Raw genomic sequence first — 24,730 nt, 5'->3', positions numbered from 1 at the left:
TTGTGGGTACCGCAACCGATATGGGTTGCTTTTGGAATAGCAACCGAATGAAGTTGCTTTTGGAGAAGCGACCGATTGGGCAAATGGCCCGTGCTTGAGACCCTCCTGACCTTGTTCGTCGCTCATGTGCTGGCGGACTTCGTCCTGCAGACCCCCTGGATTCTGGACAACAAGCGCCATTGGAAGGGCTTCGGTCTTCATATCCTCATCGTTGGCCTGACCGCCTGGCTGTTCACGGCCGCCATCAATCCCTGGCCGTTGATGGTGATCGTGGTCTCCCATGCTCTCACCGATTGGGCCAAGCTCGCCTGGATCAACGGAGGCAACACGCCCGAGGCCAAGAAGGCTCGGGACGGATTCTGGCCCTTTCTCATCGATCAGCTGGTCCATCTGGCCTTCATCGTCTGTGTCGCCATCGCTTGGCCTTCGACCGTCTCGACAGGCGGGTGGGGCGGTCTCCCCGCTGAACAGCAACGTCTTCTCTTCCAGGCCTTCACCGTCATCGGCGGCGTCGCCCTCTCCGTCGCCGCGGGCGGAATCTTCATCGACAAGCTTCTGGCCGGGTTTGGTCCTCATCGGATTACCCCGAGTGGCCCGTCGGCGGGACAACCGCCCCAAACCCAGGCGCCATCTTCCACGTCCCAGGATGGCCTGGGGCTGCCGGGCGGAGGTCAGGCCATCGGCTGGCTAGAGCGCGCGGTCGCCCTGCTGCTGATCCTCATCGGCCAACCGGAGGGGGTGGGGCTGCTGCTGGCCGCGAAATCCATCCTGCGCTTCTCGGACGCACATGCCCGAGCCAACACCGAATATGTCATCATCGGAACCCTGTTGAGTTTCGGCTGGGCGATCGCCTCCGCCGTCCTGACGCGCGCCGCCTTGCTTCACTGGGGCGGCTGACGTCTTGGATCTCGCCCAACCACGGCGCCTGACCCTCGACACCTCCCATTGGGCCAATCTGATCCGCGACGCCGTCTCGCCGTCCTCAGCCATGCGCGACAAGGCCCGCAGCTTTCCCGACCGGCTGCTTGACCAGGGTTATGTCCTGACGCTCGCTTTCCATCACCTGGAGGAGCTGCTCAATCATGACAAAGAGGACCTCGCCGAGGCGCGGCTGGCCTATATGCTTGACCTGCCTTTCATCGCATGGCTCCGCTCGGCGCGGGCCCCTCACGGTCCCGGTGCCATTACCGACATCATGGCGGCCGAAGCCGTCGCACAATGCGAAGGAGCCTCCAGCCTTACAGCCGTGCGAGACCGCGTCAGGCCCGATCTCTTCCGTTACGGCGCGGCGCGCGAGGCCTTGGGTGACCCAGATCTCTGGCGTCAGTTGCGACCCTTGCTGCGCGCGAGCGCGCGAAGGGCCCGGACCATCGCCGCCATCGCTCCGATGACGTTCGGCAACGGCCAGGCACCGTTATCGGCGTTGATCTCCAGCCGGTTTCGAACCCCAGAAGACAGCCACCGCACGCTGGCTGCGATGCAGGCCGCAATGGGACAGGAGATCGCCTCAAAGGGAGACGGACGCATCCAGCGTCCCCATGAAATCGCCGCCGAGTTCTTCAACGACGTGGCCGACATGCGCCCTTGGGAAGAGACGGATATCTGGGAGTTCATCGTGCGGACGTCAGAGGCGCGAGGCGTTCGACGCGAGGAACTTCGCCTCGACATGACCAATGACGAGCTCGGTGATCTCTGTGTCTTCCGGTCTCAGCTCGCTGTGATCGCCGAAGCGACTGGCCGGCCTTTCGAGGTGTTGCGAGGCACCGTAACCATGGAGCACTGCCCGCACTGGGTCTTGACGAAGGCCCTGGATCGAAGTCGCCAGGAAGGTCTGCGCCGTCCGGGAAGCGATGTGAACGACGGCTATCTGGCGGCCCTGGCTCCTTATGTGGATCGCCTCTATGTCGATAAGCGTCGGCTGGAGAATTTCCGGCGAGCTACGCCCGGGATGCTGGAACTGCGGGGTCTGCTCTGCGACGTCGTCAGGGCAGCGCACTACTGGGAAATTCCAAATCAGCTGAACACGTTGAAAGGCGCCTGAGGTGTCTCAAGCTGATCAACACATTCACCGATCCTGCTATTGAGGCCGGGCTGTCTGATCTCGCCGAGTGCTCCGGCGATGTTTTGACGCTGATAGAAAGCCGAAGGTCGCGTTACCGGACTGGCGACAATGTCCGCTCCTGGCGCTCTCCAGTCATGAGATTTTCGCGGGTAGGGCAGTCTTCCCGTTAAATCGGCGCGGAAACGCTATGCGAGAATACGAGTGGCGGTTCTCGGTAGGCGAAGAGGAGCGGCGCCTGCTTCTCTTCGGCTCAGGTGCCGACGACAGGTACTCGTGGACGTACCGCCAGGCGATCTCGGACTTGGGCGTAGATGTCGTTAACGCCCGCCATCTTCACTGTCGTCGCCACGGCATACGGCGTGAGGTCCGCGAAATCGTCGACTTGGCGCTGGACGACGACGTCAAAGGTCGCGTTTTCGGCGAATGCCGCCGCCCGGGCCCCCTCCCAACGGCGATGGACGACCGTCCCGTTGTGAGCCTGGTTGTAATCCGGCTGCAGCCCATCAGCGGATACCGCGAGCAGGGCGGCGGCGTCATGAGGCTCGACGATCTTGATCTGAACGCCGCGATAGCGGGGCGCGCCGATCCGCGGGGGCGCCATCCAGGCGACGGTCACGCAGACCTCGTGAGGGGTGGCCCGGCCCGCCATGGCCGCCGGGATCGGGATGCTGACCGTATGCGCCTCGTCCGAACCGAGCCGGCCGACGCTCCATAGCGTCGCGCGGTCGGAGGTGCAGTCCAGCACGACATCCCCGTCGATCGCGCCGAATCCAAGATACCGGCGGACGTTGTCCTTCTGGCGCACGTGGAGCCGATTGTCCGCAGGGCCCAGCGTTTCGACGATCAGGTCTCTGGCGACCGTCCATCGGGCCGAATGGACCAACAGGGCCTTCATCAGCACGGCGCGGTGGGCTGCCGGGATGTCGAGAAAATCCTCATAGACCGCCTCGAGCGCCTCGTGAGCCCTCGCCGCGAGGCCGGTGGTCAAGGCCGAGGCGACGCTGGTCCCGATCGACTTGCCGACGGCGTCGGGTCGGGCGACCCGCTGGTCCGGTGGAACGGCGACCAGCACCCCGCCGAACGCGCCGGCGTTGCGCAGGGGTGTCAGGGCGTGGCCCTGGCCGCGGGGGCTCAACCGGACGTGATGTCGCCCTCCCGGAGCGAGGATGTCGGGCTTCACCGCACCGGCATGACCCGGGCCGAGCGCGCTGGAGACCGTGCACAACCCGGTGTCCGCCCAGACGTCGAAGGTCAAGGCAGCTTCGGGTGTCGGGCCGCCGGCGTCGCCGTGTAAGGCCCCGACCGTCAAGGCATTCATAGACTCCGCCGGAGCCAGAACGCGACGATAGGCCATGGCCGATCCGCTCGCCCGCAAGGCCACCTTTGCGCGTTCGGCCGGCGAGAGGTTTTCGAAGGCGATGACATCGACGTCGATCGTCTCGAGTTCGGCCCCGTGATTGCCGGCGCTGATCACGAACAGCACGCCGTAGGCGTAGGACAGATAGTCGATGACTCGCGCCCAACCCGACATCCGACCCGCGAACGGTTTGTTTCTGTCGCCCAGCGAGGCGTTGATGACGATGACGTGGGGAGCCGTCGCGTCCGGTCCGGTCTTCATCCGCGCGACCGCGGCGTGGAACAGGTCGGCGGGAAGCCGATCCGGGAACCGCTCAGCATCGTCGATCGGGGCGGGCGCGTACATCACATTGACGAAATGAACGCTGCGGTCGAGGGGCGGGCTTGACGCCTGCAGATCGCCATGAAGCACGGCGGAGGCCATAGCCGTCCCATGGATCCGAGGACCCACCGATCGTCTTTCGAGGTCGAAGGGATCCTCCACAGACAAGCGTCCGGCAAGCCGTGGATGACCGGCCAACGGCACCGCGTCGAACACAGCGACGATCGGATCGCCTGTGGGATTTCCGGCGACCGGGGGAGGCTGGGCGTCATCCGGCTCCACCACAGTCAGGTGAACCGCGCTTTGGGGGCGGATGTGCATCACCGCCTCTGAGGCGATCAGGCCTACATAGCCGCGCGCGAGAACGGCCTGGACCTCAGCCAAGGGCACATCGGCCAGAAGGGCGTGGTAGCGAGCGCCGTCGATCCGGCTCGTTGAGATGACCGTGCCGCCGCGTTCGGCCAAAAGACCGGAGACCTCGGCCTCGGCTCCCCCGACGGCGCGAAACACGAGCTCGATTTCCAGGCGGACCCGGCCGCGCGCGTCCGCGCGCTGCTCGGCCAACACGGCGGCGTCCTCGGGCGTGAGGCGGTCCTGTGGTCCCCACGCACGCAGATCCTTCATCTGCTGAAACAGGTCGCGCCAAGGTGCGAAGCCGTAGGGCAACTCCCGCCCCGCCGCATACTCGCGCCAAAGACTGGCCATCTGCGTCAGGGCGCGGCCATCCGGGATCATCAGATAGAGCGCCGGGTTCCGGTCAAGGCCGTCAGGCTCGAGCTCGTCGGCGCCGACGAACTCAAGCCCGGGCACGCGGGTCGCGGCGCGCATGAAGCCGCCGACATCTGCGGTCAGTTCGAAGACGAGAAGCCGTTCCGGGGCCAGACCGGAAGGATCCGCCCGCAGCTGCAGGGCCGGCGTTCCAGACGACAGAACGCGGGACAGGGCCTGAAGACGCTGACCTGCCGGCGTCGCGATCTGGAGGTCGCGATCAATCGTGCGCGGGCTTGGAAAGCCGGGTCTTGTGACGCGGGCGCGCGGCGTCGGCGGGTCCAGCCGCAGCAGGGGTCTTGTCGGTCTCGCCATGGCCCTCCGGCGTCACGCGGGACGCCCACAGTGAAAGTTCGTCGCCGAGCGCCTGCTTCAGCGACTCACAACCCTGAGCAAGGATATGCCGACGCCGCACGTTTTGGCAGAACTCGACCACTTCCGCGTAGCTGACGGGACCCAGCCTCTGGGCGACAGCCTCGGCGGACAGCCCGACCGATTCAGGCCAGGCGTCCATGAACCGCGACACGAGGACGGCGCGGCCCGAGACTTCGGGGGCCGGCATGTCCAGGCGAAGCTGAAAGCGGCGCCAAACGGCCCGGTCCAAGAGCTCGGCATGATTGGTGGCCGCCATGGCGATCACATAGCTCGGCAACTGGTCGAGCTGCATCAGGAGGAAGGACACCACGCGCTTGATCTCGCCGGTCTCGTGGACGTCGCCTCGTTCCTTGCCGACCGCATCGAACTCGTCGAAAAACAGAACACACGGCGTCGCGCGCGCATATTCGAAGAGCTTCGCCATACGAGCGTTGGTTTCACCCAGATAGGCGCCGACCAGGGCGTCGTATCGCACCGTCAACAAGGGTAGGGAGGCGGCCTGGGCGATCGCCTCGGCGAGCGAGGTCTTGCCGTTGCCGGGAGGACCGGACAGCAGGATACGGTGCCGAGGCTGCATCCCCTGGGTCCGCAAGAGATCCGAGCGGAGCTGCTCCTGGATCAACTGCTCCGTCAGCCGCCGAACGGGCAGCGGCAGGATCAGATCGCCCAGTTCGACGCGCGGTTCGCTCTCGATGACGAAATCCCGGCCGCCGGCGCCGCCCGTCCGGCGCAACTCCGCCGAGTTCGTCACGGGCACGGACTGCAACGCGCGTTGAAGACGGTCGGCCAGCACATGATGGCTGCGCGACTTCTCTTCGGCGACGATGGCCTCAACGGTCGAGGTCAGCATCGAGCGATCGCCGGCGGCTCCGGCTCGGACCAAGGAAATCAGAAGATCGCTACGCGCCATTGCCTGTCCCGCGACCTCGCACGGCCGCCCATTCAATACCTAACACGCTCGTTGCGAGTCGTGGAGCCATCGACATGGCCCAGCCCCTCGCCCTGCCGCGAGAGCTGCGCCGATGTGAACGGACCGTCTCGCCGACGCGTAAGAGCAGAATGCGTCAGGATCGGACGCAGGGTCTTCCTGTTCGCCGACAGCGACTGTTTTTGAACTCACGCCTATGGCGGCTGCCGGCGAAGCGGCTGTCTCAGCGTCCGCCCTCTCGGCCTCCGGCGGCGCGAAGGCGTTCGCCGATCGGTCGGCCATCGAGCCGACAGGCGGCGATGACCCGATCATAGACGACCACGCGACCCGCCCGGCCGAGAACCGCGACACAGTCCAGACGGCGGCCGAGTGCAAGACCCCGGAGCCGCGTGCGGGCCTGCTGACCCCCAGGAGCGGACAACTCCGGTGCGTCGAAGTCAGCGAGACGCACCTCGATCCACCCCACGCGACCTCCTGCCTCGCTCAGGCAGAGGCTGTCGCCGTCTCCCACATAACGCACAACGCCTGAGAAGACCTGCCCGGGCCGGTGCGGCAACGGGCCTTCGCAGGGATCACCTCGCCCGAAATGCGGCCAGGCCAAAACGGTCGCCCAGACCAACAGCAGGCCTTCCACAGAGGCGCCTAGAAATCGAAGGCGAACTGACCGCGCTCCCTGTCGTCTTTTCGACCTCTCCGACGACCGGTCGGCTCGGGCGCTATTGGCGGGCATGTATCGAACAACGACGGTGGCTCGGAGACAGGCGAGGAGGGTGGCGGCGCGCCTTTCGCGGTCATGGATCGTAGCGCCGGTTCCGGGGACGGCTCGGTCGGTCGTGATGGGGACCGGGGTCGGCCGCTTGATCGTCGGTCTGGAGGCGCGGCCCGATGGTGCGCACGCCAGCGTTTCCAGGCCTCGATCTCCGGTTCGCGATAGCCGACCCGTCCGGCGGACAGAGAATAGGGATCCGGGAATTCACCGGCGCGGCGCAGCCGCCAGGCGGTGGTGCGCGACAAGCCCGCGTCGTGCGCCACCTCGCTCCAGTCGAGGTAGCGTCCGATCGGGCCCTCGGGATCGAGAAAGTCGGTCCAATGCCCGCTCATGCTGGCGCTCCTGATCCATTCCTGCGTAGATCCCGTGAGGCTGCGGCCAGGGCCTCGTCAGCGGCGCGCTCGAGGGCCTGGGCCAAAAGAGTGGCGTCCTCGGCCGCGTCCAGAGGGTCTCGATCGGCCCAGGCGCGAAGCACGGCCTTGACCGAGCCGCGAACGGCGGGGTCGCGGACGAGCTCGTCGATGCTGGGTCGCGCGTCGCGAACGCTCATGCGCGACCGCCGGTCGTTTGAGCTGGGCTCACGGGGCGAGACGAGGTCTGAGCTTCGGCCCATCGCCGCAGCGCGCCCCGCGGGTACCAGGGCTTGCCACGCACATGTTCGACAGGCGGTCCGTCGCCGCCGGTGCAGAGGATGCGCGCCAGTGTCGCCGGCTTCAGCTGGATCCGAAAGCGCAGCAGATACTCCGACGCCTCGGCGCGGGTGAGGCGATCCTCCTCGTGCTCGGCCGCGAGGCGCGAGGGGTCCGGCTCGGCGTGGGGGATCATCGAGCCGCCTCCGGCGTGCGGCATTCGCGCGACGATCGCACACTCCGCCCGACGGTCAGGGCGAGGTAGCAATCGACCACGCTCACCACATAAGCCTGGGTCTCGGGGATGCTGGGGACGCGCCCGAGCCGAGCGACCCGGCCCGGACCGCTGTTGTAGGCGGCTAGAGCGAGACGCAGATCGCCGAAGCGTAGCATCTGCCGAGCGAGGTAGTCCGCCCCGCCGCGCAGATTGGCGGCTGGATCGAACCGGTCCGCGACGCCCATTTCGGCGGCGGTCGCGGGCATGAGCTGCGTCAAGCCGCATGCCCCGACGTGGGAGCAGGCGGTCGGGCGATAGGCGCTTTCGACGACGACCAAAGCATGGAGAAGCTTAGGATCAAGGCCGTGACGCTCGGCGGCGTCGGCGATGGCGCTCATGAAGGGTTGAGACAGAGGCGCGAGGCGGGCGCGCTCGGCAGGCGCGTTCAGGTCCGCCGCTACGGGTGCGGTTTCCGGTTCGAGCGGGCCGCCGGCGAACAGATCGCCGCCGGCGGGTCGCCAGTCCACGACGGTCTGGGCAAGGGCCGGCGCGGAGGTCGCGAGAAGACCCGCCGTCAGCAGCGCGATACGGAGAGATTTTACCATAGGAGGAACTCCCGATAGGCGCCGACCACATCGTTCCGGGAAACCGGCCCGAAGTAGCGGCTGTCGAAACTGGAAGGGGTGTCGCCGAGCAGGAACAGCTCGCCCGGCGCGAGGACGCGGCAACCGTTCCACCGGGGCAGAGGACGGCCGAGCCGATCAACGGCCTGAACTCCGATTTGCCGGCCCGCGACCTCGACCGCATGCGATCTGGCGCAGACCCGGTCGCCGGCGGTCGCGGCGACCCGCTTGAGCAACGCCGTGTCTCGCGGCATGCCGAGACCAGCGAGATAGGGTCGGGCGGATGGAGGGTGGCGCACAGCCACAACCGCACCCCGCTCCAGCGCCGGTGTACGGGTGCTGAGATAGACCCCTTCCGGCAGGCTTGGGCTTTCGTTGACGAGAAAGAGCGGCGGTCCGGCCCGGTGGGTCGCTCCGAGTAGCAGCAGCGCCGCGGCAGGCACCGCCGTCCACAGGAGAAGGCGTCGGTCGCGGGTCATGGCCGATAGGGCTCCAGGATCAGGTCGCGGGTGAGCAGCACGCGGACCGGCGCGCCGGGGCGAATGCGGATCGAAGGACGGACCTCCAGTTCGCGGCCGATCAGGCGACCGCCGATCTCGGCCCCCTCGATAGCGGCGGCGTCGCCGACGTCGCCCCAGACGCCGCCGCCGTCATCGTCGCTGCGCGCGATCGTGCCCAAGGTGGTGATGGCGCCCGCGAAGAGGGTGGCGACGGCCAGGGCGCCCAGCCGGCGATCGACACGACCCTGGACGCCGACCGTGCCTTGGGCGTCGACCCCGGACTCGTCGGTCAGGATGAGGCTCTTGCCGTTCGGCAGGATCAGTCTGTGCCACACCAGGAAGGCGCGACGATCGCCATAGCGGCTCTCACCCTCGTGGCGCCCGATCAGACGCGAGCCCTGGGGGATGACCAGGTGCCGACCGGAGACGGTGTCGAAGACATGCTGGGTGACGGTCGCCACCACGGGGCCGGGTCGGGTGGTGTCGACGCCATTCAACAGGGCCGCCGAGATCACGGCCCCGGCCTTGAGCTCATAGGGACTGAGCGGCTGGAGCAGCTGGTGGCCGTTGTAGACGGCGGCGTAGTCGCGGCCGATCGCGGACGACGCGGCAGCGGTTTCGCCCTCGCCCTGCGCGGCAGGGCGGCCGCCGTCGCCGCCGAAGAACAGGCCGGAGCGACGCGCTTCCTCGCCCGGGTTCGGCCCGCGCGTCACCGGCGAGGACGGGGGATAGGCGTCGTAGCGCGGGCTGGAGATGCGGGCGGGGGCAGGGGCTGAAGCGGATGGATCGGCCGAATCTTCCGGTTCGCCGTTCAGCCGTCGTGGCGGCGGCAGTTGGTCGAGCTGGCCGTAGGTCGCCGGTCCGTCGGTGACGGCCTCCGATGGACGCACCGCGCCTCGGGCCTCTTCCGTCCGACCCTCGAGCTTGCGCTCGCGCGCTTCGGCCCGAAGCTCCGGACTGACGATGAAGGCCCAGGCGAAGGCGCCGGCGAGCAGGCCCGACGCGCCGAGCACGGCGAGCATGACGACGGAGCGTCTCACGCGAACGGCGGCCGGACGCGGGGCGCGCGCCGTCAGAGGCGGCGGCGGCGCTTTTGCAGCGGGAGCGGCCGGCGGCGGTGAACTGACGGGATCTGAGGACATGTCGGACCTCGGGCTAGGGTTGGAGACGCGTGATGCGGACGATCTGCGGGCGGCGATCGCCGAGCCGAAGCTCAGCGCGGTCGAACACCCGATCCACCACCCAGAGCCCGCCCTGCTGGCGGTAGTTGACGGTCTGGGTCTGGCCGTTGGGTCCCAGGACGAACAGCGCCGGAGCCTCGGTCGCCTGCAGATCCGGCGGGAAGTGAAGGAAGGTGCGCACGCCGTCGGTGACCACGGACGCCGGCGTCCAGGCCGGGCGGCGGCCGCGGGATTCGATGCGGTAGCGGGCGTCCAGCGGCCCGGCTGGTTCGACCAGCGGGTCGGGCTCGGTCTGCATCGCCCCGACCGACCCGTCCGGACCGTTGGGAAAGACGCTGGCCAGGTCCCAAGCCACGGCGGCGTTGAAGCCTTCGGGCGGACCGCTTTTCAGCTGCAGAAGGTAGACGCGGCGCGAGGTGGTGAGAACCAGGTTGGTCTCTAGCCCGCGCTCAAGCGGCTTGATCATGACGTGGCCGCGTTGCGAGGGGCCTTCACCCGAGGTGGTCTCGCCGATCTGCCAGCGGACGGTGTCGCCTGCGGCTTTGGAGACGACCGTCTCGCCGGGTCCGAGGGTCAGGGTGGTGACCCGCAAGGGAGCCGTCCAGACCTCATAGACGCGGCCGGGCTCCCAGGCGAACACCTGGACCCCGCCGACGAACTGATCGGATTGGGACCGGGCGCGCGCCTCGGTGTTGGCGGCCGCGATGGCGGTGGGACCCGTGGCGGCGGGCGTGCGCGCCGTGCGACGGGTGAGTTCGGGCGGTGCGCTCTCCGGGACAGACTCCGTTGGGCGCTCCGGCGCTGCGGCGGCCTCTGACGGGAGCGAGGCGTGCGCGGTCCCGGAGACCTCCGCCAGGTAAGGCCGCTCGGTCGAGCTCCGAGCGACCACGGGTTCCGGCGGCGGGGTCAATGAGGCCGATGGTGGGACGCTGGCCAGCATCGGCGCGGCTGGCGGCGAGGCGCGGCCGAAGCCGAGGCTTTCGCGGACGGAGGCGCAGCCGGAAAGGGCGAGGCCGAGCGCGGCCAGGATCAGGAGGCGTCGGGGGTCCATGAGATGTCCTCGATACGAATGCCGAGCGGGTTCTTCATCAGCTCCTGCTCGGTGCGCGGGGCCTGAAGCCGGGTGGTGATCAGGGCGCGCCAGCGGTCCTGGCCGGCCTGCTGGCCATTGACGAAGCGGGTCTCGCGCCATTGCAGGTCATAGGTGCGCTCGGTGCGGCGAACGACGTTGAGCACCTCCACGTTCACGGCCTCCCGACCCGCCTCGGCGAAGGGGTCGTGGGCCTGGGCGTGAGCGTTCAGGAAGGCCGCAGCCTTGGGCGTGACCAGGTCATAGGCTTGGAGCCAGTTCTGCCGGATCACCACCGGATCCGTGGACTTGGAGCGGACGTCCTTGATCCATTCGGCCAGGGCATGGCCGGTCTGGGCCTCGGTCGGCTCATAGCGGCCGTCGATGGCGGTAATCCTTTGGGTCTGCCCCCAGTCGGAGACCTCGACCACGAACGGCTTGACCACAGCCTGCTGGGCCTGAGCCCACCAGCCGGCGCCGAGCGCGCCGGCGAGAACGAGATTGGCGAAGGCGATGCGGCGCCAGTTGCGGGCGTGGGCGATCGAGAGGCCCATGCGGTCGTCCCAGACCTGTCCCGCCCGTTGATAGGGGGTGCTCTCCGGCGCGGCGGCCAGCGCCCGCTTGGGTTTGAAGAAGGGGTGCATGGATCAGCTGTCCTCCGACTTGAGCTGGGGCGAGACCGAGCCGCTGGTCTCGGCGCCTGGGAACAGGGAGCGGCCGGCGTTGGCCGCGAAATAGGTCTGGAAGGCCGCCGACCGTCCGCCGCGTCCGGCGCCCGTCGCCATGCGGCTTCCTTTGGCCTTGCCTTCGGCCGCCAGCGCCTGATGGAAGTCGCCGCGCGCCTGCTCGGCCTCGGCGGCGATCCGTCCGGGCGCGCGCTGGGAGCCGGCGGACGAGGGCGCGGCGCCTTGAGCCGGGGCGGCGTCTTCGCCGCCGGAAGTGGTCGCCGGGCTCGGGCCGGCCCAGGCCGAGGCGGGTTCGGAGACGCCGCCGGCGGGTCGCGTCGGGGCGCTCGAGGTCGGCGCCGGACCACGCGGCGGTGGATTATCGTTGGACCGGCGCGGGGCCGAAGGCGGCGCAGGTGGCGGCGTCGGCGGCCGGCCCGCCCCGGCTCCCGCCGCGGCGCGCGACGATCCGGAGACCCGGGCCGCGGCGCCCGCCGCTGCGCCGCCCGCGCCGGCGACCGCTCCGGCGGCCAAGGCGCCCGCCCCGCCGACCGCGAGCGCGCCGGTCAGGGCCGCGCCCGCGCCCAGCGCCGGGCCGCCGGTGACCAGGGCCGAGGCCAGGTTGGGGATGAAGATGGCGAGCATGGCCAGCAGCATGGAGGCGACGAGGATCGCCAGGGCCTCATAGAGATCGGGATTGGCGCTCGGCTGGAGCTGATCGAAGACGGTGCGGGCGCCGGAGACGACGATGGCGAGGGCCAACACCTTTAGCCCCGAGGACACGACATAGCCGAGCGGGCGCTCCGCCAGGAAGGCGGACTTGGACCAGATGCCGAAGGGTAGGAGGACGAAACCGCCCAGGGTGACGATCTTGAACTCCAGCAGCGTGACGACGATCTGGATCGCCAGCACCCCGAAGGCCAGCATGATGCCGATCATGGCAAGGCCGAGGATCAGAGCGTCCACCAGGTTGCCGGCGACGTCGAGCGGATTGGCCACGGGCGCGGGCGTCTCGCCGAGCGCCTTCACGATCTCCCAGCCCTGCTGGAGGATCTGGCCGGGGTTGAGGAAGTCGCCGCGCGAGAGCGAGCCGCCGCCGGCGGTAAGCCCCAGGTCGATGAAGCCCGCGAATATGGTTTGCGACAGCGCCTGCCAGTCGTTGATCAGATAGGCGAAGATGCCGATCAGGAGCACCTTGCCAAAGCCTGCCGCCAGCACCTCGCGGTTGGCGGACAGCGCCCATTGGATACCTGTGAGCGCGACGACCAGGACGATCATCAGGCCGAAGACGCCGTTGACCGCACCATTCAAGGCGTCGAACCCGGCGGAGACGGTGTTGGAAAACACCGTCATCAGGTCATTCGCGGTCTGTGGGCTGGGGCCGGCCATCGCTTCGTTCCCGGGGGTCAGTCGCGCGCGTGCGGCAGCGGGTCGAAGGAGGGCGCGGCGACCGTCGTGCGTTCCCGTCCCCAGAACTGCCGCCTGGCCTCCGCGGCGGCCGCGCTCTCGGCGGCGTCGCGCGCCGTGGCCTCGGCCATCAGACGGCTCTGGGCCATGAGGATGGTGCGGATGGAGCCCAGGTCCTCGGCGAGTACGGCGAGCACCTGGGTCGAGGACTGGATGGCGGCGGTCTGGCCTTCCGCTCGCTCGGACGCCGAAAGCGCGCCTTGCAGGCGGCCGGTCCGGGCGGTGGAGAGGCGCTCCAGCTCGGCCGCTGTGCGGGCGAGGTCCTCGGCGGTTTCGCGGGCGTTGGCGTTGCGCGCTGTCGCCTGCTGCAGCGCCCGCTCGGGCGAGAGGCCCTCGACGGCGGTGGGATAGAGGTCCTCGAACTGGCGCTGGACGTCCTGAATGTCTGACGCCACGCCCTTCACCTCGCGCGCCAGTTCGCCGATGTCGCGAAGCGCCTGGGTGGTCTCGCCGAGGTGGGAATAGGGCGAGGCCGCCAGTTCGCGCGCCTGGTTCAGCAGCATGCGCGCCTCGTTGGACAGGCTCTGAGCTTGTCGGGCGGCCTGGAGCGCGTTCTCGACGTGATTGCGCGGGTCGAACACCACCTGCTGCGCCTTGGCCGGCTCGGGCTCCGAACAGGCGGAGACGGCTGTCAGCATCGCCGCCAAGAGCGCGGCTCTACTCCGCCGCCAAGACATGGAGGGGCTCGACGTCGAAGACGGGGTCGACATGCTGAAGTCCTTTCGCGTGCAGGAAGGCGCGCGCGAAGCCAGAGGGGCCGACGCGCTGGAGGGTCTGATCGATGAGGGTCTGGTCTTCGGGGGACGAGGCTCCGCAGAAGGCGAGGGCCGCGCCGGAGAGCTTGAGGTCGAACAGCCGGCGTCCCTGGGGCTGGCGCCAATAATAGGCGCGCTTGGGCGTGGCGAAGGCCAGGAGTTCAAGCTGGCGTCGGTTCAAGCCGAAGCCGCGATAGAGCTCGGCGGACGAAGGCTCCATCGCGCGCGGGTTGGGCAGGAAGACCTGGGTCGGACACGCTTCGACCAGGCTGGAGGCGATGGTCGAGGCGGCGACGTCGTCCAGCGACTGGGTGGCGAAGACCACGGCGACCCGCTTCTTCCTGAGCGTCTTCAGCCACTCGCGGATCTTGGCCGCGAACAAGGTCTGGTCGAGGAACAGCCAGGCCTCGTCCAGAACCAGCAGGGTCGGCCGGCCGTCGAAGGACCGCTCCAGGCCATGGAACAGGGCCGACAGCACCGGGGCGACGGCCGAGGGCGTCGCCAGGAGCGTCTCGAGCTCGAAGGTGTCGAAGCGGGTCGGCTCCAGCTGATCGTCCGCGCCGTCGAGCAAGGCGCCATGAGGCCCCTTCAGCGTCAGCGGCTCCAGGGCCGCGGCGACGGTCCGGTCCTGCACGAGCGCGCGAAAGACCGTCAGGGTGCGCTGGGAGACCGGGCCGGCGGCCAGGGCGCTGAGCGCGCCCCAGATCTCTTCGCGCACTCGCGGCGTCGGTTCGACGCCGGCCAGACGCGCGGTGTCCGCCAGCCATTCGGCCGCCCAGGTGCGCTCGGCCGCCTCGTCGATGCGGGCGAGCGGCTGGAGGGCGAGGTCGCCGCCGGGCTCCAGCGCCCGCCAGGCGCCGCCCGCAGCCAGCGTCGCGGCCCGGGCCGAGCGGCCCTTGTCGAAGAAGACGACGCGGGCGTCGGGATAGCGGAACCACTGCAGCGCCAGGAAGGACAGGAGCGCGGACTTGCCCGAGCCCGTGGGTCCCACGATCATGGCGTGGCCGACGTCGCCGACATGGAGCACCAGCCGAAAGGGCGTGGCGCCGGTCGTTCGGGCGACCGCCAGCGGCGGCCCGTTCAGGCAGACGTCCGCGTCCGGACCGGCCCACACCGCCGAGACCGGCAGGAGATCGGCCAGGTTCAGCGTCGAGACCAGCGGGCGACGGACGTCGGCGTAGGGCTCGCCCGGCAAGGAGCCGAGCCAGGCCTCGACCGCATTCAGCGTCTCCTCCCGCGCGACGAGGCCCTGGGCGTTCAGCGCCGCCTCGATGGCGCGAGCCTTGGAGGCCGCGACCTTGGCGTCTGGATCCATCACGGTCACGGTCAGGGTCAGATAGCCGTAGGCGCAGGCCTCGGCGCCCAGCGCTTCCAGCGCGCCGTCGCATTCCTCGGTCTTGGAGGCGGCGTCGGTGTCGAGAAGCGGCACCTCCTCCTTGGTGATCGCTTCGCGGAGCAGGGTGCCGACGCCCTTGCGCTTGGCGAACCAGCGCTTCCTCAGCTTGACGATCTCCCGTTCGGCCTCCGGCTTGTCGAGGCCGATCCAGCGGGCCGTCCAACGATAGGCGAACGGGAGGGTGGACAGGGCGTCCAGCAGCCCCGGCCGCGTGGCCGACGGAAGGGCGCGCACCGAGACCACCTTCAGCCACTGATCGCCGAGCCGGGGCGCTACACCGCCGGCCATGGGCGCGTCGGCCAAGAGGGCATCGAGGAACATCGGCGTCTCGGGCGGGCGGATCGGATGCGGATCGGGCGAGACGCAAGCGTGCAACCAGGGCAACAATGCTTGATCATCGAGTGGGGCCGCCTCCGGCAGGGCGTCGGAGATGAGGTCCAGGATGACCTCCGCTTCGCGCCGGAACAGATCGAGACTACCCCTCCAGTCGCGGTCGGCCTTGTCCAAGCCGTCGAACAGCCAGCGCTCCAGACGCCGCGTTTCGTCGGCGGGCGGCAGCCAGGTCAGGGCCAGGTGGAAGTCGGTCTCGAAGGCGGGCTCGGCGCCCTCGAACAGGGCTCGACGCTCGGCGTCGATCAGCCAGGCGGCCTCCGGCTCCGGATCGCTGTCGGGATAGGGGGCCGCCGGCCGCCGGCGCGCCTCGACATGCAGACACCAGCCCGTGCCGAGCCGACGCAGGGTGTTGTTGAGCCGGGCGCGCACCGCCATCAGCTCGTCCTCGGTCGAGGACTCCAGATCCGGCCCGCGGAACCGGAAGGCAGTCAGGAACGAGCCGTCCTTGTTCAATACAATCCCCGGGGCCACGAGCGCCGCCCACGGCAGATGATCCGCCAGAGCGGCGGGGCGACGACGATGCTCATCCAGGAACCGCATGGCGTCCTCCGTCAGGCGTCCAGATGGCCGGGCTTGGCGAGGTGGCGCCGCGCGACATCGAAGAAGCGTTTGTCGGCCCGGGTCGCCCAGAGCCCGACCGCGTGGGCGAGCGCCCACCAGATCAACCCGAGCCACGGCAGCCGCAGCGCCAGGCCGAGCATCAGGGCGATGGTGCCCATCAGGATGGCGTAGTCGCGCGGCATGCCGGCCATCAGCACGGGTTCGGCGAGCGCCTGGGCCACCGGCAGTTCATAGCCTTCGGGGCGGGGATCGGCGCGCATCAGCCGATCTCCGTCCCGCCGGCGAAGCCGAAGAAGTCGAGGAAGAAGGTGCCCGCCGCGAAGGCGATCGACAGGCCGAACAGGATGCCCAGGCCGCGCCGCATGGACGAGCCGTTCTCGCTCATGGCGATCCCGGCCCCAAAGACGACGACGGCGACGACGGCCGCAGCCTGCACCACGGGTCCGGTGACGGATTCCACGATCTGCTGAAGCGGGCCCTCCCAGGGCATGCCCGAACCGCCCGCGAGGGCGGGTCCGGCCATAAGCAGGCCGCAAGTCGCCAGCGCGGCCGGAAGGCCGCGGAAAAGTATCCGCTGCATGATGACTGTCCTTTGTCTTGGCGCGGAGATCGCGCCGACAAATCAAGGCAAGCAAATCCTAGCGCAGGTTGTCAACAGTGGGTGTGAATATTTATTGGATACGTTGCTGATGACATAAGCGCGAGTTGTGCCCGACGTATGATTACGTCGTCGGCACGTCGCCCGGTCGTAAGTTGTCGGCATGTCATCCCAAGCAAATGACGTGCCGACAACTTGCTCTGGATCGGCTTTTGTCGCGGTCAGGCATGGGTCTTGGATCGTTGTCATGCCAGACGCTCGAGGCGATAGTCTTCGCTGCCCGCGCTCGTTCGGACATTGAACACGGCGTCGACGCGCCGACCCTCGCGCGTTCGGCGGATGTGGACGATCCGATCAACCGCCCGGCCGATGGTGCGGCGAGAGGGCTGAGCGACGACCTCCCGCAGAAGATCCTCCAGACGGGTGAGGGTGTCCTCGGCTGAGTTGGCGTGGAGGGTCGTCAGGCCGCCGGGGTGGCCGGTGTTCCAGGCCTTCAGACATTCCAGGGCGGCGGCGCCCTCGCGGAGCTCGCCGACCACGATGCGATCCGGCCGCATGCGCAAGGCATCGCGCACCAGATCGACCACGCCGATGACCTTGGGAAACCGGCGGGTGAGGACCGAGACCGTGTCCCACGCCGCGCACTGAAGCTCCGGCGTGTCCTCGATCAGGAAAACCCGATCGTCGGCGAAGGCGGGTTCGGCGAGGATGGCGTTGGCCAGGGTGGTCTTGCCCGAGCCGGTCCCGCCGGAGATCAGGATGTTGTGGCGCTCGGCGGCGGCCGAACGGAGCGCGTCGCGCTGATCGCCGGTCATCACTGACCGCCCGACATAGTCATCCAGAGTGTAGATCGCGGCCGGGCGCTTCCGGATCGAGAAGGCCGGGGCCGACGAAACCGGCGGCAGAAAGGCCTGGAACCGCTCGCCGGTCGGCAGGACGCCGGACAGGCGCGGGTCGTCGCGGGTGACCGGCTCGTCGACGAAGTCGGCGATCAGGCGGATGACGCGCTCGCGGGCCTCGGCGCTGAGGCGCTGTCCGGTGTCGCGCCTGCCGGAGCCGATCGCATCCAGAACCAGGCGCCCATCCGGATTGGCGAGCACCTCGACCACAAGCGGCTCGCTGAGCGCCGCCAGTATCGGCTCGCCGAGCGCATGCTGGAGCGCGTCCAGCTTGCGCCGCGCCGCCAGATCGTCCGGCGTCATCTATTCCGCCGCGATCTGGAAGGACCGGGGCTCTTCGGGGCGCGTGTCCGGCTCCACAGGGCGACGCCCGCCGCGTTCGAGACGCGACGCCACGTCGTCGAGGAGACGCTCGATCCGGGCCTCGGTCGCGGCCAGGAGGTCCGGATCGCGGTCGGCGTCATGCTCCGGAAGCCGCACGAAGAGGGTGCGGGCCAAAGCGACGTTCAGCTCCATTAGCCAGCCGAAATCCCGCGCCGTCGACTTGGCGTGGCCGTCGAGCCGGCGCGCCACCGCGCGCAGGACGTCGTCGGGGCTCTCGCCCTTGCTGCGGTTTAGCTGTAGACCGCGCTCGATCGCGCGTTCGGCGGCGCGGCTGAGGGTAAGCTTGCCGGCCCGGGCCTCGCGCCTCAGCGCCAGTTCCGTCTTGGGGTTCTCGAAATAGACCTGCACGCGGGCGGTCTGCTGGTCGTCACGCTTCGGCATCATTCCAGTCCTTGCAGATGATCCAGGGCCGCCTGCTGCGCGGCCAATTCACCCCCCACCCGTTCGTAGATGGCCGCCGCCCGGGCGGCCGCCTTCTCATCCATCGCCGCCATCGCCTCCTTGAACAGCGGCAGCTCGGCTGTCGGGTCCTGACCCAACCCACGCCGCCCGGCCCAGGGATGCGGCGGGGCGCCCGGTGTATCGATCGCCATGCTCTGATCCGGCGGCGCCTGATCCGCGCGGCCCCGGAACGGGCGCTCTCGGTCATAGCGGACCTTCTTGGTCCGCAGGGGCCGCCGGCCGGCGATGAAGACGATCTGCTCGTCGTCGGGAAGCGCGCGGACCTCGCCGGACTCCAGCAGCGGCCGCTCGATCTCCGAGCGGGATACCGAGGCATGGCCGGCGCCGAAGCCCGCCGGCCCGCTGCGGCTGGTGCGGACCTCGGTGACCTTGCCCGAGAGCTTGGAGACCTTGTCCTGCGTCAGAGGGTCCAGGGCGGCGAAGGCGGTGAAGACGTGGCAGTTGTCGAGGATGGTGTTGTTGGGCCCATAGGTCTCGACGATGTCGTTCAGGCTCTGGGCCACGAACATGGTCTTCAGGCCGTAGCCGCTCATAAGGCGGAGCGCTTTCTCGAAGAATTCGACCCGGCCAAGAAGCGGGAACTCGTCCATCAGGAGGAGGAGCTTGTGGCGCTTGTCGCGGCCAGCCGAGTCCGTCGTCTCTTGGATCGTGAGCGATTGGGATGCCGCATAGAAGAGCAGCCGCACCAGCGGGCGCAGCGCGACGGCGTCGGCCGGCGCGACCTGGATGTAGAGGCTGACCGGCGCCTGGGCGCACATCAGATCGCCGAGCGCGAAGTCAGAAGCCGAAAGAGCTCTCTCAACGTCCTCGCCGGCCAGCCACTTCAGGTAGGACCGCGCGGTGCCCTGGACGGAGGTGCGGAACCGGTCATGCATGGCGGCATAGCCGGTCACGGCGGTCTTGATGAAGGGGTGGATTTCCGGCTCGCCGTCCGGACCCGCGCGGTGGAGGGTCTTCAGCATCGTCTCTGCGGCCTTGTCGAGGTCGGCCAGGAGCTCACGGACCTTGAGCAGGGTCTTGTGCCCATCGTCGGCGGTGTAGAGGACGTGAAGGATCACCGCCTCCAGGATCTCCGAGGCCGACTTGTCCCAGATCGCCTCATCGTCGCGACGACCGCCGGGGTCGGACAGAATGGCGACAAGGCGCTGGACCTGGGCCAGTTCTCCGGTTCCGGGCCTGATCTCCGCGAGGGGATTCCAGCGGGCCGAAGCGGCGTCTCGGGGGGCGAAGAACAGGGCGTGAGAAAATCCGGCGCGCCAACCGGCCGTAACCTTCCAAAGTTCGCCCTTGGGGTCGTGGACCAGCGCCGATCCGCCCCAACTGAGAAGCGTCGGAATGACATGGCCGCGGCCCTTGCCCGAGCGGGTGCCGCCGGTGACGAGCGTCGGCCGCAGATCACTGGTGGCCAGAAGACGCCCCCGAAAGCGCCCGACCACACAGCCGCCGTCGTCCAGCAGGGACCCGCTGCGAGCGTCTTGCAGGTCGCCCCATCCCCGAACCCGTCGATGGACCCCGCCGCCGCTCGCGATCATGCCCAACCCAAGGCCCGCGCTGGCCCCGAGCAGGATGAGCGCGCTCGCCGCATTGAACGTCTTCGGCTCTTCCGCCCCGAACCGCTTTCGCCAGGGCCCGATGGCCCAGGGCGGATATACGCTCAGATCCGACGTCAGCCGGACCCTGGGACCGAGCGCGGGGGCATCGGCAAAGGTCCATCCGACGTACTGAGACGCCGCCTGCAGGCCGATCAGGACGCCGGCCGCCGCGCCCGCTAAACGAACACCTGAGCTCACGATCACGCTTCCGATTGCCCCCGGCCGCGTGCCCTGAACAAAGCCTGACAAAGGTCTTCAAGAAAACGCCCAAGCTCGTTCTATTCGTGCGGTGTTCGTTCCAATCGTGCGGTCAATTGCGGCTACGCTTCAGCGACGGCGCCAGACGCTCGGGCTCGCGCCCATGCGCCGGCGAAACATCCGGGCGAGTTGAGACCCGCTGCGATAGCCCACATCCAGGGCGATCCGTTCAACGGTATCGTCGGTAACGCGGAGCCGCCGTTCGGCCTCCCGGAGGCGGCGGTCCTGAAGCCATTCGGCCGGAGGTATTCCATAGCTCGAGCGAAACGCGCGCGAGAACCAATACCGGCTCAGGCGAACCTCGTCGGCGAGTTTGCCGACCGTCAGCTCGGCGAGGCGTTCGCGCGCGGCGGCTTCGACCAGCCGCTTTTGCCACCCCGCGAGCCCCCCCGTCTGGGGAAACGACGGGCGTTCCTCACGAGCTTCAGGCTTGGTTTCCGAGCTCGTCCGCATGGATCACTCCCGAAAGATTCCTGATCTCCGGAGAACGCGAAGCGCCACTATAGGTTCGCATGTTGGTTGAAAAGGCCGTAAGTATAAATGGCTTTCTTCTCAATCACACGGAGAGATGATCCGTGGTAAGATGAAATATCACGCACACTCTCAGCAGAGTACCGTCCCTGCCCAACAGAACAGGAGAAGAAAGGGAGGGCGGCGGCCGACGCTCCATTGGGAGCGTGAAAGGATGCCGCCATGAGACCGATTGCCGCCCGTTCTGTTCCGATTGATCTGGACAGCAGAACCCCGCCCGCCGTCGCCCAGACCTCGACCTTGGACGAAGTCGAAGATCGCGACCTCCTCTGCCTCCTGCTGGCGCGCTCTCTTCAGGGCCATGTGGTGGAGCAGGCCGCCACAGATCTGATGAACCGCTTCGGCAACCTCGGCGACATCGCCGCCGCCGAGGTCTCCGAGCTCGGACGGATCACCGGGCTCGGTCCTGCGGGCATTCTGGACCTGAAGCTCTTGCGACAGCTCAGCATCCGTTTGGCGCGCCACACCGCCAGCGCCCGTCCGGTCCTGTCTTCATGGGCTGCTGTCGTGGACTATGCCCGGCTGGCGCTCGCCAACCTGCCGCGAGAGCAGTTCCGGGTGCTTTATCTCGACCGACGCAACATCCTCCTGAGGGATGAATGGGTCGCCGACGGCTCGATCGACCATGCCCCGGTGTATCCGAGAGAGGTGATCCGCCGGGCACTGGAGCTTTCCGCCTCCGCCCTGATTCTGGTCCACAACCACCCCTCCGGCGACCCGACGCCGTCCCAGGCCGACATCAAGATCACCCGGCAGGTTGTGGACGGGGCCAAGCTGTTCGGTCTTCAGGTCCATGATCACCTGATCGTCGGCCGCGAAGGCACGGCCAGCTTCCGAGCCCTCGGCCTGTTCTGAGGGGGCCATGACCTTGCATGCCATCGTCGCCGCCCTGGGCGGCGACCTTTATCAGAACGGGCGTCGCGCCAACGTCCCAGGTCCCGGTCACAGCAGGCGCGATCGCTCCGTCTCCCTCCTGCTGGCCGAAGGGCGGGTCGTCGTTCACGGTTTCGGCGGGGCAGACTGGCGCGTCGTGCGCGACGACCTGTGCAAGCGCGGCCTTATTGACCCAAGGGGCCGGCTGGTGGGCGCTGTTGTCGGCGCTCCGTGCCCGCCGAGACCCGCTCCGGCGATCCGCTCTGCCACGGCCGCAAGGCTATGGGAGGACGCCCTACCTCTCGGACCGGGCAGTGCGGCCTCTCGTTATCTCCAGAACCGATCCGTCGATCATGCCCTCGGCGCATTCAACCTCCGTTTTCATCCTCGTGCGCCGATTTCGGTCTATCGTGGGCCGGACGTACCCACATGCGCAGCGCTCGTCGCCCGGATCAGCGACGACGAGGATCGGCTGACGGCCGTGGAACTCACCTATCTCACATCGAACGGTCTTCCTCACCGCCACCTCTATCTCCCGCGCAAGACCATTGGCCGGGTTCCGGTCGGCGCTGCCGTTCGTCTCGCTCCGGCCGCGGCGCGGATGCTGGTCGGGGAGGGAGCCATAACCACCTTGTCGGCCATCAAGCGGTTCAATCTACCTGGCTGGGCTCTCATGGCGGCCAACAATCTCGCGGGCTGGATGCCGCCGCCCTCGGTCCGCGCAGTCCTGATCGCCGCCGATCGGGGGCGGGCGGGCGAGGCGGCGGCGGCGCGACTCGAACGACGCCTGCGGGTCACCGGCCTGGACGTCACTGTCGCCCTGCCTGAGCCGCCTTTCGGTGACTGGAACGAGGTCGAAGCCGCCGAAGCGAAGAAGAGGAGGGAGGAAGGGCGCTGAGGGTGCCGGAGCGGCGGGGATGGGCCCCGTTGCCGGCAGGAGACGCCTCATGACTGACATTCCCACCACGCTCCCCGACGCCGGTTCGAGCCCAGCGCTTGTCATCGAGCGAGACGAGCGGGTCGTCCGACTGGGCGACCTCGGCATCGCCCGCGAAAATCTGCGCGCCGGCGAGCCGCCGGATGACGACATCCCCCTCCTGGCCGCCACCCTGAAGGCGGCGGGGCAGCTCTACCCCCTGACCGTGCGACCGGGCCGCGGCAAGAAGGAGGAGCCCTGGATGGCGCTGGACGGCCGCCGCCGCCGCCTGGCCTGGGGCCTGCTGCTCGACGCGGGCGAGATCGACGGTGACTTTCCCGTGCGGGTCTATGTCGAGACCGATCCCGCGCGCCAAGCGGCGGCGATCGTCCTGACCAACACCGCCCTGCCGGTTCACATCGCCGACGTCGTGATCGCCATCGGTCGGATGCTGAAATCCAAGCTGACCGTCGCCGCCATCGCCAAGGCCCTGGGCTATGCGGAGATAGAGATCAAGCGCCTCGCCGCTCTGTCCACCCTGCCTGGGGCCGCGTTCGAGGCGATGAAGGCCGGCCGGCTGACCTTGAAACAGGCCAAGCTGCTGGCCCGTCTGCCGGACCCGGCCGAGCAGATCGAACTCGCGGAGGCCGCGCTGAGCGGCCATGGGTTCCAGGAATGGCGCATTCATGAGCGGCTGGATCAAGGTCAGGTCACCACCCACGACCGCCGCTGCGCCCTCGTCGATGCCGAGGCCTATGCGGAAGCGGGCGGGCGCAGCGAAATCGACCTGTTTGGCGAACGGGCCCCGGTCCTTCTCGATCCGGACGTTCTCACCCGTCTGTGGACCGAGCGGATGCGAGGCATCGCTGCGGTGTTCGAGGCTGAAGGCGTTGCGGTCCATGTGACGGCCGGACCCGAGCCCGAGCTGCCGGAGGATTTGGAAGCTCTGGGCTATGTTTACGGCAGCGCCCTGCCGTCAGAGGAGATGGCGCGCTATCGCGCCCAGTGCGAGGTGTTGACGGAACGCGCCGAAACCGTGCGAAGCGCGCTGCTCGGCGCCGACAGCCCCGATGTCGCCGATCTCGCAATCGTCGACATGATCCGCGCCAAGATCGCGGCCGACCAGACCGGTTGCGGAGGGCGCGTGGTGACCACCCTCGTCCTCTGGCCGGCCAACGGAACAGGCGTTGATGTCCGGTGCTACACACCGGAGGAGCCGGAACTGGAGACCGTGGACGAGGACGCAGCGTACACCCCACCCGCGCGGCCAGCCGCCTACATGCCGCCTGAGGTCGATGCGCCCGAGCCGGACACCCACGGCGTGAACCATGCCCTGCACGGCACGCGGACGGACGTCGCCACCCGGGGCCTGATCCGCGCCTTGGCCGATGATCCCGGCGCCGCCTTGACCGCGCTGATCTCCCGGCTGTTCGGCGTCCTGGTTCTGCGAACCCATGTGGCGCGGTCCGAGGCGGCGCTGACGATCGTCGCCACGGCCTTCGCGCCGACCGGCGGCCGGGTCATCGACACACTGGACGGCGAGGTTCGGGATCGACTGGAGAGTCGCCGAGCGGACTGGCAGGCCTCGGGCCGCACGGTCATGGCCTGGGTTCACGCCCTGCCGCATGGGGAGAAGATGGGTCTCTTGGCCGAACTGACGGCCATCAGCCTGGACGTGCGGGAGGAACGCACCACCCTGATCCGGCGGCGCGCCCGGGCCGAGGCGGTGGAGCTGGCGCAGCTCTGCGCCGCCGACATCGCACTCCACTGGACCCCGGACACGCCCTTCCTACAGTCTCACTCCAAACCTCTGTTGCTCGGCATGCTGGAGGCTATGGGTGCCGAGGACGAACGGGCCCGGGCATTGAAGAAGACTGAACTGGTCGACTGGGTGGCGGAACAGGCGGCGTCGCGTGGCTGGGCTCCGGCGGGCCTGTCCTGGACCGGCTCGGTTCAGGATGGCGAAGCGGTCGTGACTGAGCCGGTCGATGAGAACCCGACCCTCGCCGACGACGACGGCGTCGGCGCTTTCGTCGTCACCCCGGCCGGCACAGCGGTTCTGGAGTCCGTCGCCGCCTGATGTCGATTGATGTCGAGCACCGCTCCGGCTCTCGCCGGGGCGGTGTTCGCGTGTCGATCGCCATGTCTCGAAAAGGAGGAGGCGAGGGCGGGCTCGGGCGA

At 68.6% G+C, this 24,730-nt stretch carries 25 protein-coding genes; 6 read left to right on the top strand and 19 right to left on the bottom strand.

The features are described 5' to 3' along the window. Nucleotides 1–90 precede the first annotated feature (90 nt). Together Q333_RS0109345 and Q333_RS0109340 are read left to right on the top strand one after the other, a co-directional pair. Entirely contained in the window at nt 91–897 is an 807-nt protein-coding gene (locus Q333_RS0109345) for a DUF3307 domain-containing protein (protein WP_211249706.1), read from the top strand. A 4-nt stretch (nt 898–901) separates the two neighbouring features. Next, entirely contained in the window at nt 902–2,041 is a 1,140-nt protein-coding gene (locus Q333_RS0109340; RefSeq protein WP_029416488.1) for a hypothetical protein, read from the top strand. Nucleotides 2,042–2,312: 271 nt separating this feature from the next. Here the strand turns inward: Q333_RS0109340 and Q333_RS0109335 are convergent, their stop codons facing one another. Then, nucleotides 2,313–4,823, bottom strand: a complete 2,511-nt coding sequence (locus Q333_RS0109335; RefSeq protein ID WP_051651221.1) for a S8 family peptidase — start codon at nt 4,821–4,823, stop codon at nt 2,313–2,315. Then, the gene (locus Q333_RS0109330) at nt 4,729–5,733 is read right to left on the bottom strand and encodes an AAA family ATPase (RefSeq protein WP_211249705.1); all 1,005 of its coding nucleotides are present in this window, start codon (nt 5,731–5,733) and stop codon (nt 4,729–4,731) included. Before Q333_RS0109330 ends, Q333_RS0109335 begins: the two co-directional genes overlap by 95 nt. Nucleotides 5,734–6,007: 274 nt before the next feature. On the opposite strand from Q333_RS0109330, the gene Q333_RS17620 reads away from it, so the two are divergent. Further along, on the top strand, nt 6,008–6,340 hold the full coding sequence (locus Q333_RS17620) for a hypothetical protein (protein ID WP_029416483.1): 333 nt from the start codon (nt 6,008–6,010) through the stop codon (nt 6,338–6,340). Between the two features lie 113 nt (nt 6,341–6,453). Here Q333_RS17620 and Q333_RS18040 read toward each other — a convergent pair whose 3' ends face one another. The 17 genes from Q333_RS18040 to Q333_RS0109240 form a co-directional block, all read right to left on the bottom strand. Then, nucleotides 6,454–6,912: a helix-turn-helix transcriptional regulator gene (locus Q333_RS18040; protein ID WP_084175884.1), complete on the bottom strand. Its 459-nt coding sequence runs from the start codon at nt 6,910–6,912 to the stop codon at nt 6,454–6,456. Next, nucleotides 6,909–7,130, bottom strand: a complete 222-nt coding sequence (locus Q333_RS0109320) for a hypothetical protein (RefSeq protein WP_029416481.1) — start codon at nt 7,128–7,130, stop codon at nt 6,909–6,911. Before Q333_RS0109320 ends, Q333_RS18040 begins: the two co-directional genes overlap by 4 nt. After that, complete coding sequence (locus tag Q333_RS0109315; protein WP_029416480.1) at nt 7,127–7,405, bottom strand: hypothetical protein; 279 nt, start codon at nt 7,403–7,405, stop codon at nt 7,127–7,129. The genes Q333_RS0109320 and Q333_RS0109315 overlap by 4 nt, the downstream gene beginning before the upstream one ends. Further along, nucleotides 7,402–8,031 carry a lytic transglycosylase domain-containing protein gene (locus Q333_RS0109310; RefSeq protein WP_029416479.1) on the bottom strand — a complete coding sequence of 210 codons (630 nt, stop codon included), beginning with the start codon at nt 8,029–8,031 and terminating at the stop codon, nt 7,402–7,404. The genes Q333_RS0109315 and Q333_RS0109310 overlap by 4 nt, the downstream gene beginning before the upstream one ends. Then, nucleotides 8,025–8,528 (bottom strand): S26 family signal peptidase, encoded by a 504-nt coding sequence (locus tag Q333_RS17310; RefSeq protein WP_029416477.1) that lies wholly within the window; start codon nt 8,526–8,528, stop codon nt 8,025–8,027. The genes Q333_RS0109310 and Q333_RS17310 overlap by 7 nt, the downstream gene beginning before the upstream one ends. Then, nucleotides 8,525–9,589: a TrbI/VirB10 family protein gene (locus tag Q333_RS16970; RefSeq protein WP_157072412.1), complete on the bottom strand. Its 1,065-nt coding sequence runs from the start codon at nt 9,587–9,589 to the stop codon at nt 8,525–8,527. Before Q333_RS16970 ends, Q333_RS17310 begins: the two co-directional genes overlap by 4 nt. Nucleotides 9,590–9,704: 115 nt before the next feature. Further along, nucleotides 9,705–10,781 (bottom strand): TrbG/VirB9 family P-type conjugative transfer protein, encoded by a 1,077-nt coding sequence (locus Q333_RS0109295; protein WP_029416474.1) that lies wholly within the window; start codon nt 10,779–10,781, stop codon nt 9,705–9,707. Then, on the bottom strand, nt 10,760–11,443 hold the full coding sequence (trbF, locus tag Q333_RS0109290; RefSeq protein WP_029416473.1) for a conjugal transfer protein TrbF: 684 nt from the start codon (nt 11,441–11,443) through the stop codon (nt 10,760–10,762). Before trbF ends, Q333_RS0109295 begins: the two co-directional genes overlap by 22 nt. 3 nt (nt 11,444–11,446) lie before the next feature. Further along, nucleotides 11,447–12,817, bottom strand: a complete 1,371-nt coding sequence (trbL, locus tag Q333_RS16475; protein WP_245591518.1) for a P-type conjugative transfer protein TrbL — start codon at nt 12,815–12,817, stop codon at nt 11,447–11,449. A 53-nt stretch (nt 12,818–12,870) separates the two neighbouring features. Then, nucleotides 12,871–13,569, bottom strand: coding sequence for a conjugal transfer protein TrbJ (locus tag Q333_RS0109275; RefSeq protein ID WP_245591526.1), 699 nt, complete (start codon nt 13,567–13,569; stop codon nt 12,871–12,873). 19 nt (nt 13,570–13,588) lie between these two features. Further along, nucleotides 13,589–16,015: a conjugal transfer protein TrbE gene (trbE, locus tag Q333_RS0109270; protein ID WP_029416470.1), complete on the bottom strand. Its 2,427-nt coding sequence runs from the start codon at nt 16,013–16,015 to the stop codon at nt 13,589–13,591. An 11-nt stretch (nt 16,016–16,026) separates the two neighbouring features. After that, entirely contained in the window at nt 16,027–16,296 is a 270-nt protein-coding gene (locus tag Q333_RS0109265; protein ID WP_029416469.1) for a VirB3 family type IV secretion system protein, read from the bottom strand. Beyond that, the gene (locus Q333_RS0109260) at nt 16,296–16,616 is read right to left on the bottom strand and encodes a TrbC/VirB2 family protein (protein WP_029416468.1); all 321 of its coding nucleotides are present in this window, start codon (nt 16,614–16,616) and stop codon (nt 16,296–16,298) included. The genes Q333_RS0109265 and Q333_RS0109260 overlap by 1 nt, the downstream gene beginning before the upstream one ends. Nucleotides 16,617–16,879: 263 nt before the next feature. Continuing rightward, complete coding sequence (trbB, locus tag Q333_RS0109255) at nt 16,880–17,836, bottom strand: P-type conjugative transfer ATPase TrbB (protein ID WP_029416467.1); 957 nt, start codon at nt 17,834–17,836, stop codon at nt 16,880–16,882. Continuing rightward, the gene (locus tag Q333_RS0109250; protein WP_029416465.1) at nt 17,837–18,298 is read right to left on the bottom strand and encodes a hypothetical protein; all 462 of its coding nucleotides are present in this window, start codon (nt 18,296–18,298) and stop codon (nt 17,837–17,839) included. Beyond that, nucleotides 18,298–20,169, bottom strand: a complete 1,872-nt coding sequence (locus tag Q333_RS0109245; RefSeq protein ID WP_245591517.1) for a type IV secretory system conjugative DNA transfer family protein — start codon at nt 20,167–20,169, stop codon at nt 18,298–18,300. Before Q333_RS0109245 ends, Q333_RS0109250 begins: the two co-directional genes overlap by 1 nt. A gap of 129 nt (nt 20,170–20,298) precedes the next feature. Next, nucleotides 20,299–20,682: a helix-turn-helix domain-containing protein gene (locus Q333_RS0109240; protein WP_029416463.1), complete on the bottom strand. Its 384-nt coding sequence runs from the start codon at nt 20,680–20,682 to the stop codon at nt 20,299–20,301. A 240-nt stretch (nt 20,683–20,922) separates the two neighbouring features. Between Q333_RS0109240 and radC the strand changes: the two genes are divergently transcribed. The 3 genes from radC (at nt 20,923) to Q333_RS0109225 (ending at nt 24,629) form a co-directional block, all read left to right on the top strand. After that, nucleotides 20,923–21,615 (top strand): RadC family protein, encoded by a 693-nt coding sequence (gene radC / locus Q333_RS0109235; RefSeq protein WP_084175878.1) that lies wholly within the window; start codon nt 20,923–20,925, stop codon nt 21,613–21,615. A 175-nt stretch (nt 21,616–21,790) separates the two neighbouring features. Next, entirely contained in the window at nt 21,791–22,531 is a 741-nt protein-coding gene (locus tag Q333_RS0109230; RefSeq protein WP_342667389.1) for a DUF7146 domain-containing protein, read from the top strand. A 49-nt stretch (nt 22,532–22,580) separates the two neighbouring features. Further along, nucleotides 22,581–24,629, top strand: coding sequence for a ParB/RepB/Spo0J family partition protein (locus Q333_RS0109225; RefSeq protein ID WP_029416459.1), 2,049 nt, complete (start codon nt 22,581–22,583; stop codon nt 24,627–24,629). The last annotated feature ends 101 nt before the right edge of the window (nt 24,630–24,730 follow it).

The organism is Brevundimonas bacteroides DSM 4726 (genome assembly GCF_000701445.1).
In the GTDB taxonomy this organism is placed as follows: Bacteria; Pseudomonadota; Alphaproteobacteria; order Caulobacterales; family Caulobacteraceae; genus Brevundimonas; species Brevundimonas bacteroides.
The sequence above is the reverse complement of the archived record's forward strand: the minus strand, read 5'-3'. Positions and strand labels throughout refer to the sequence as shown.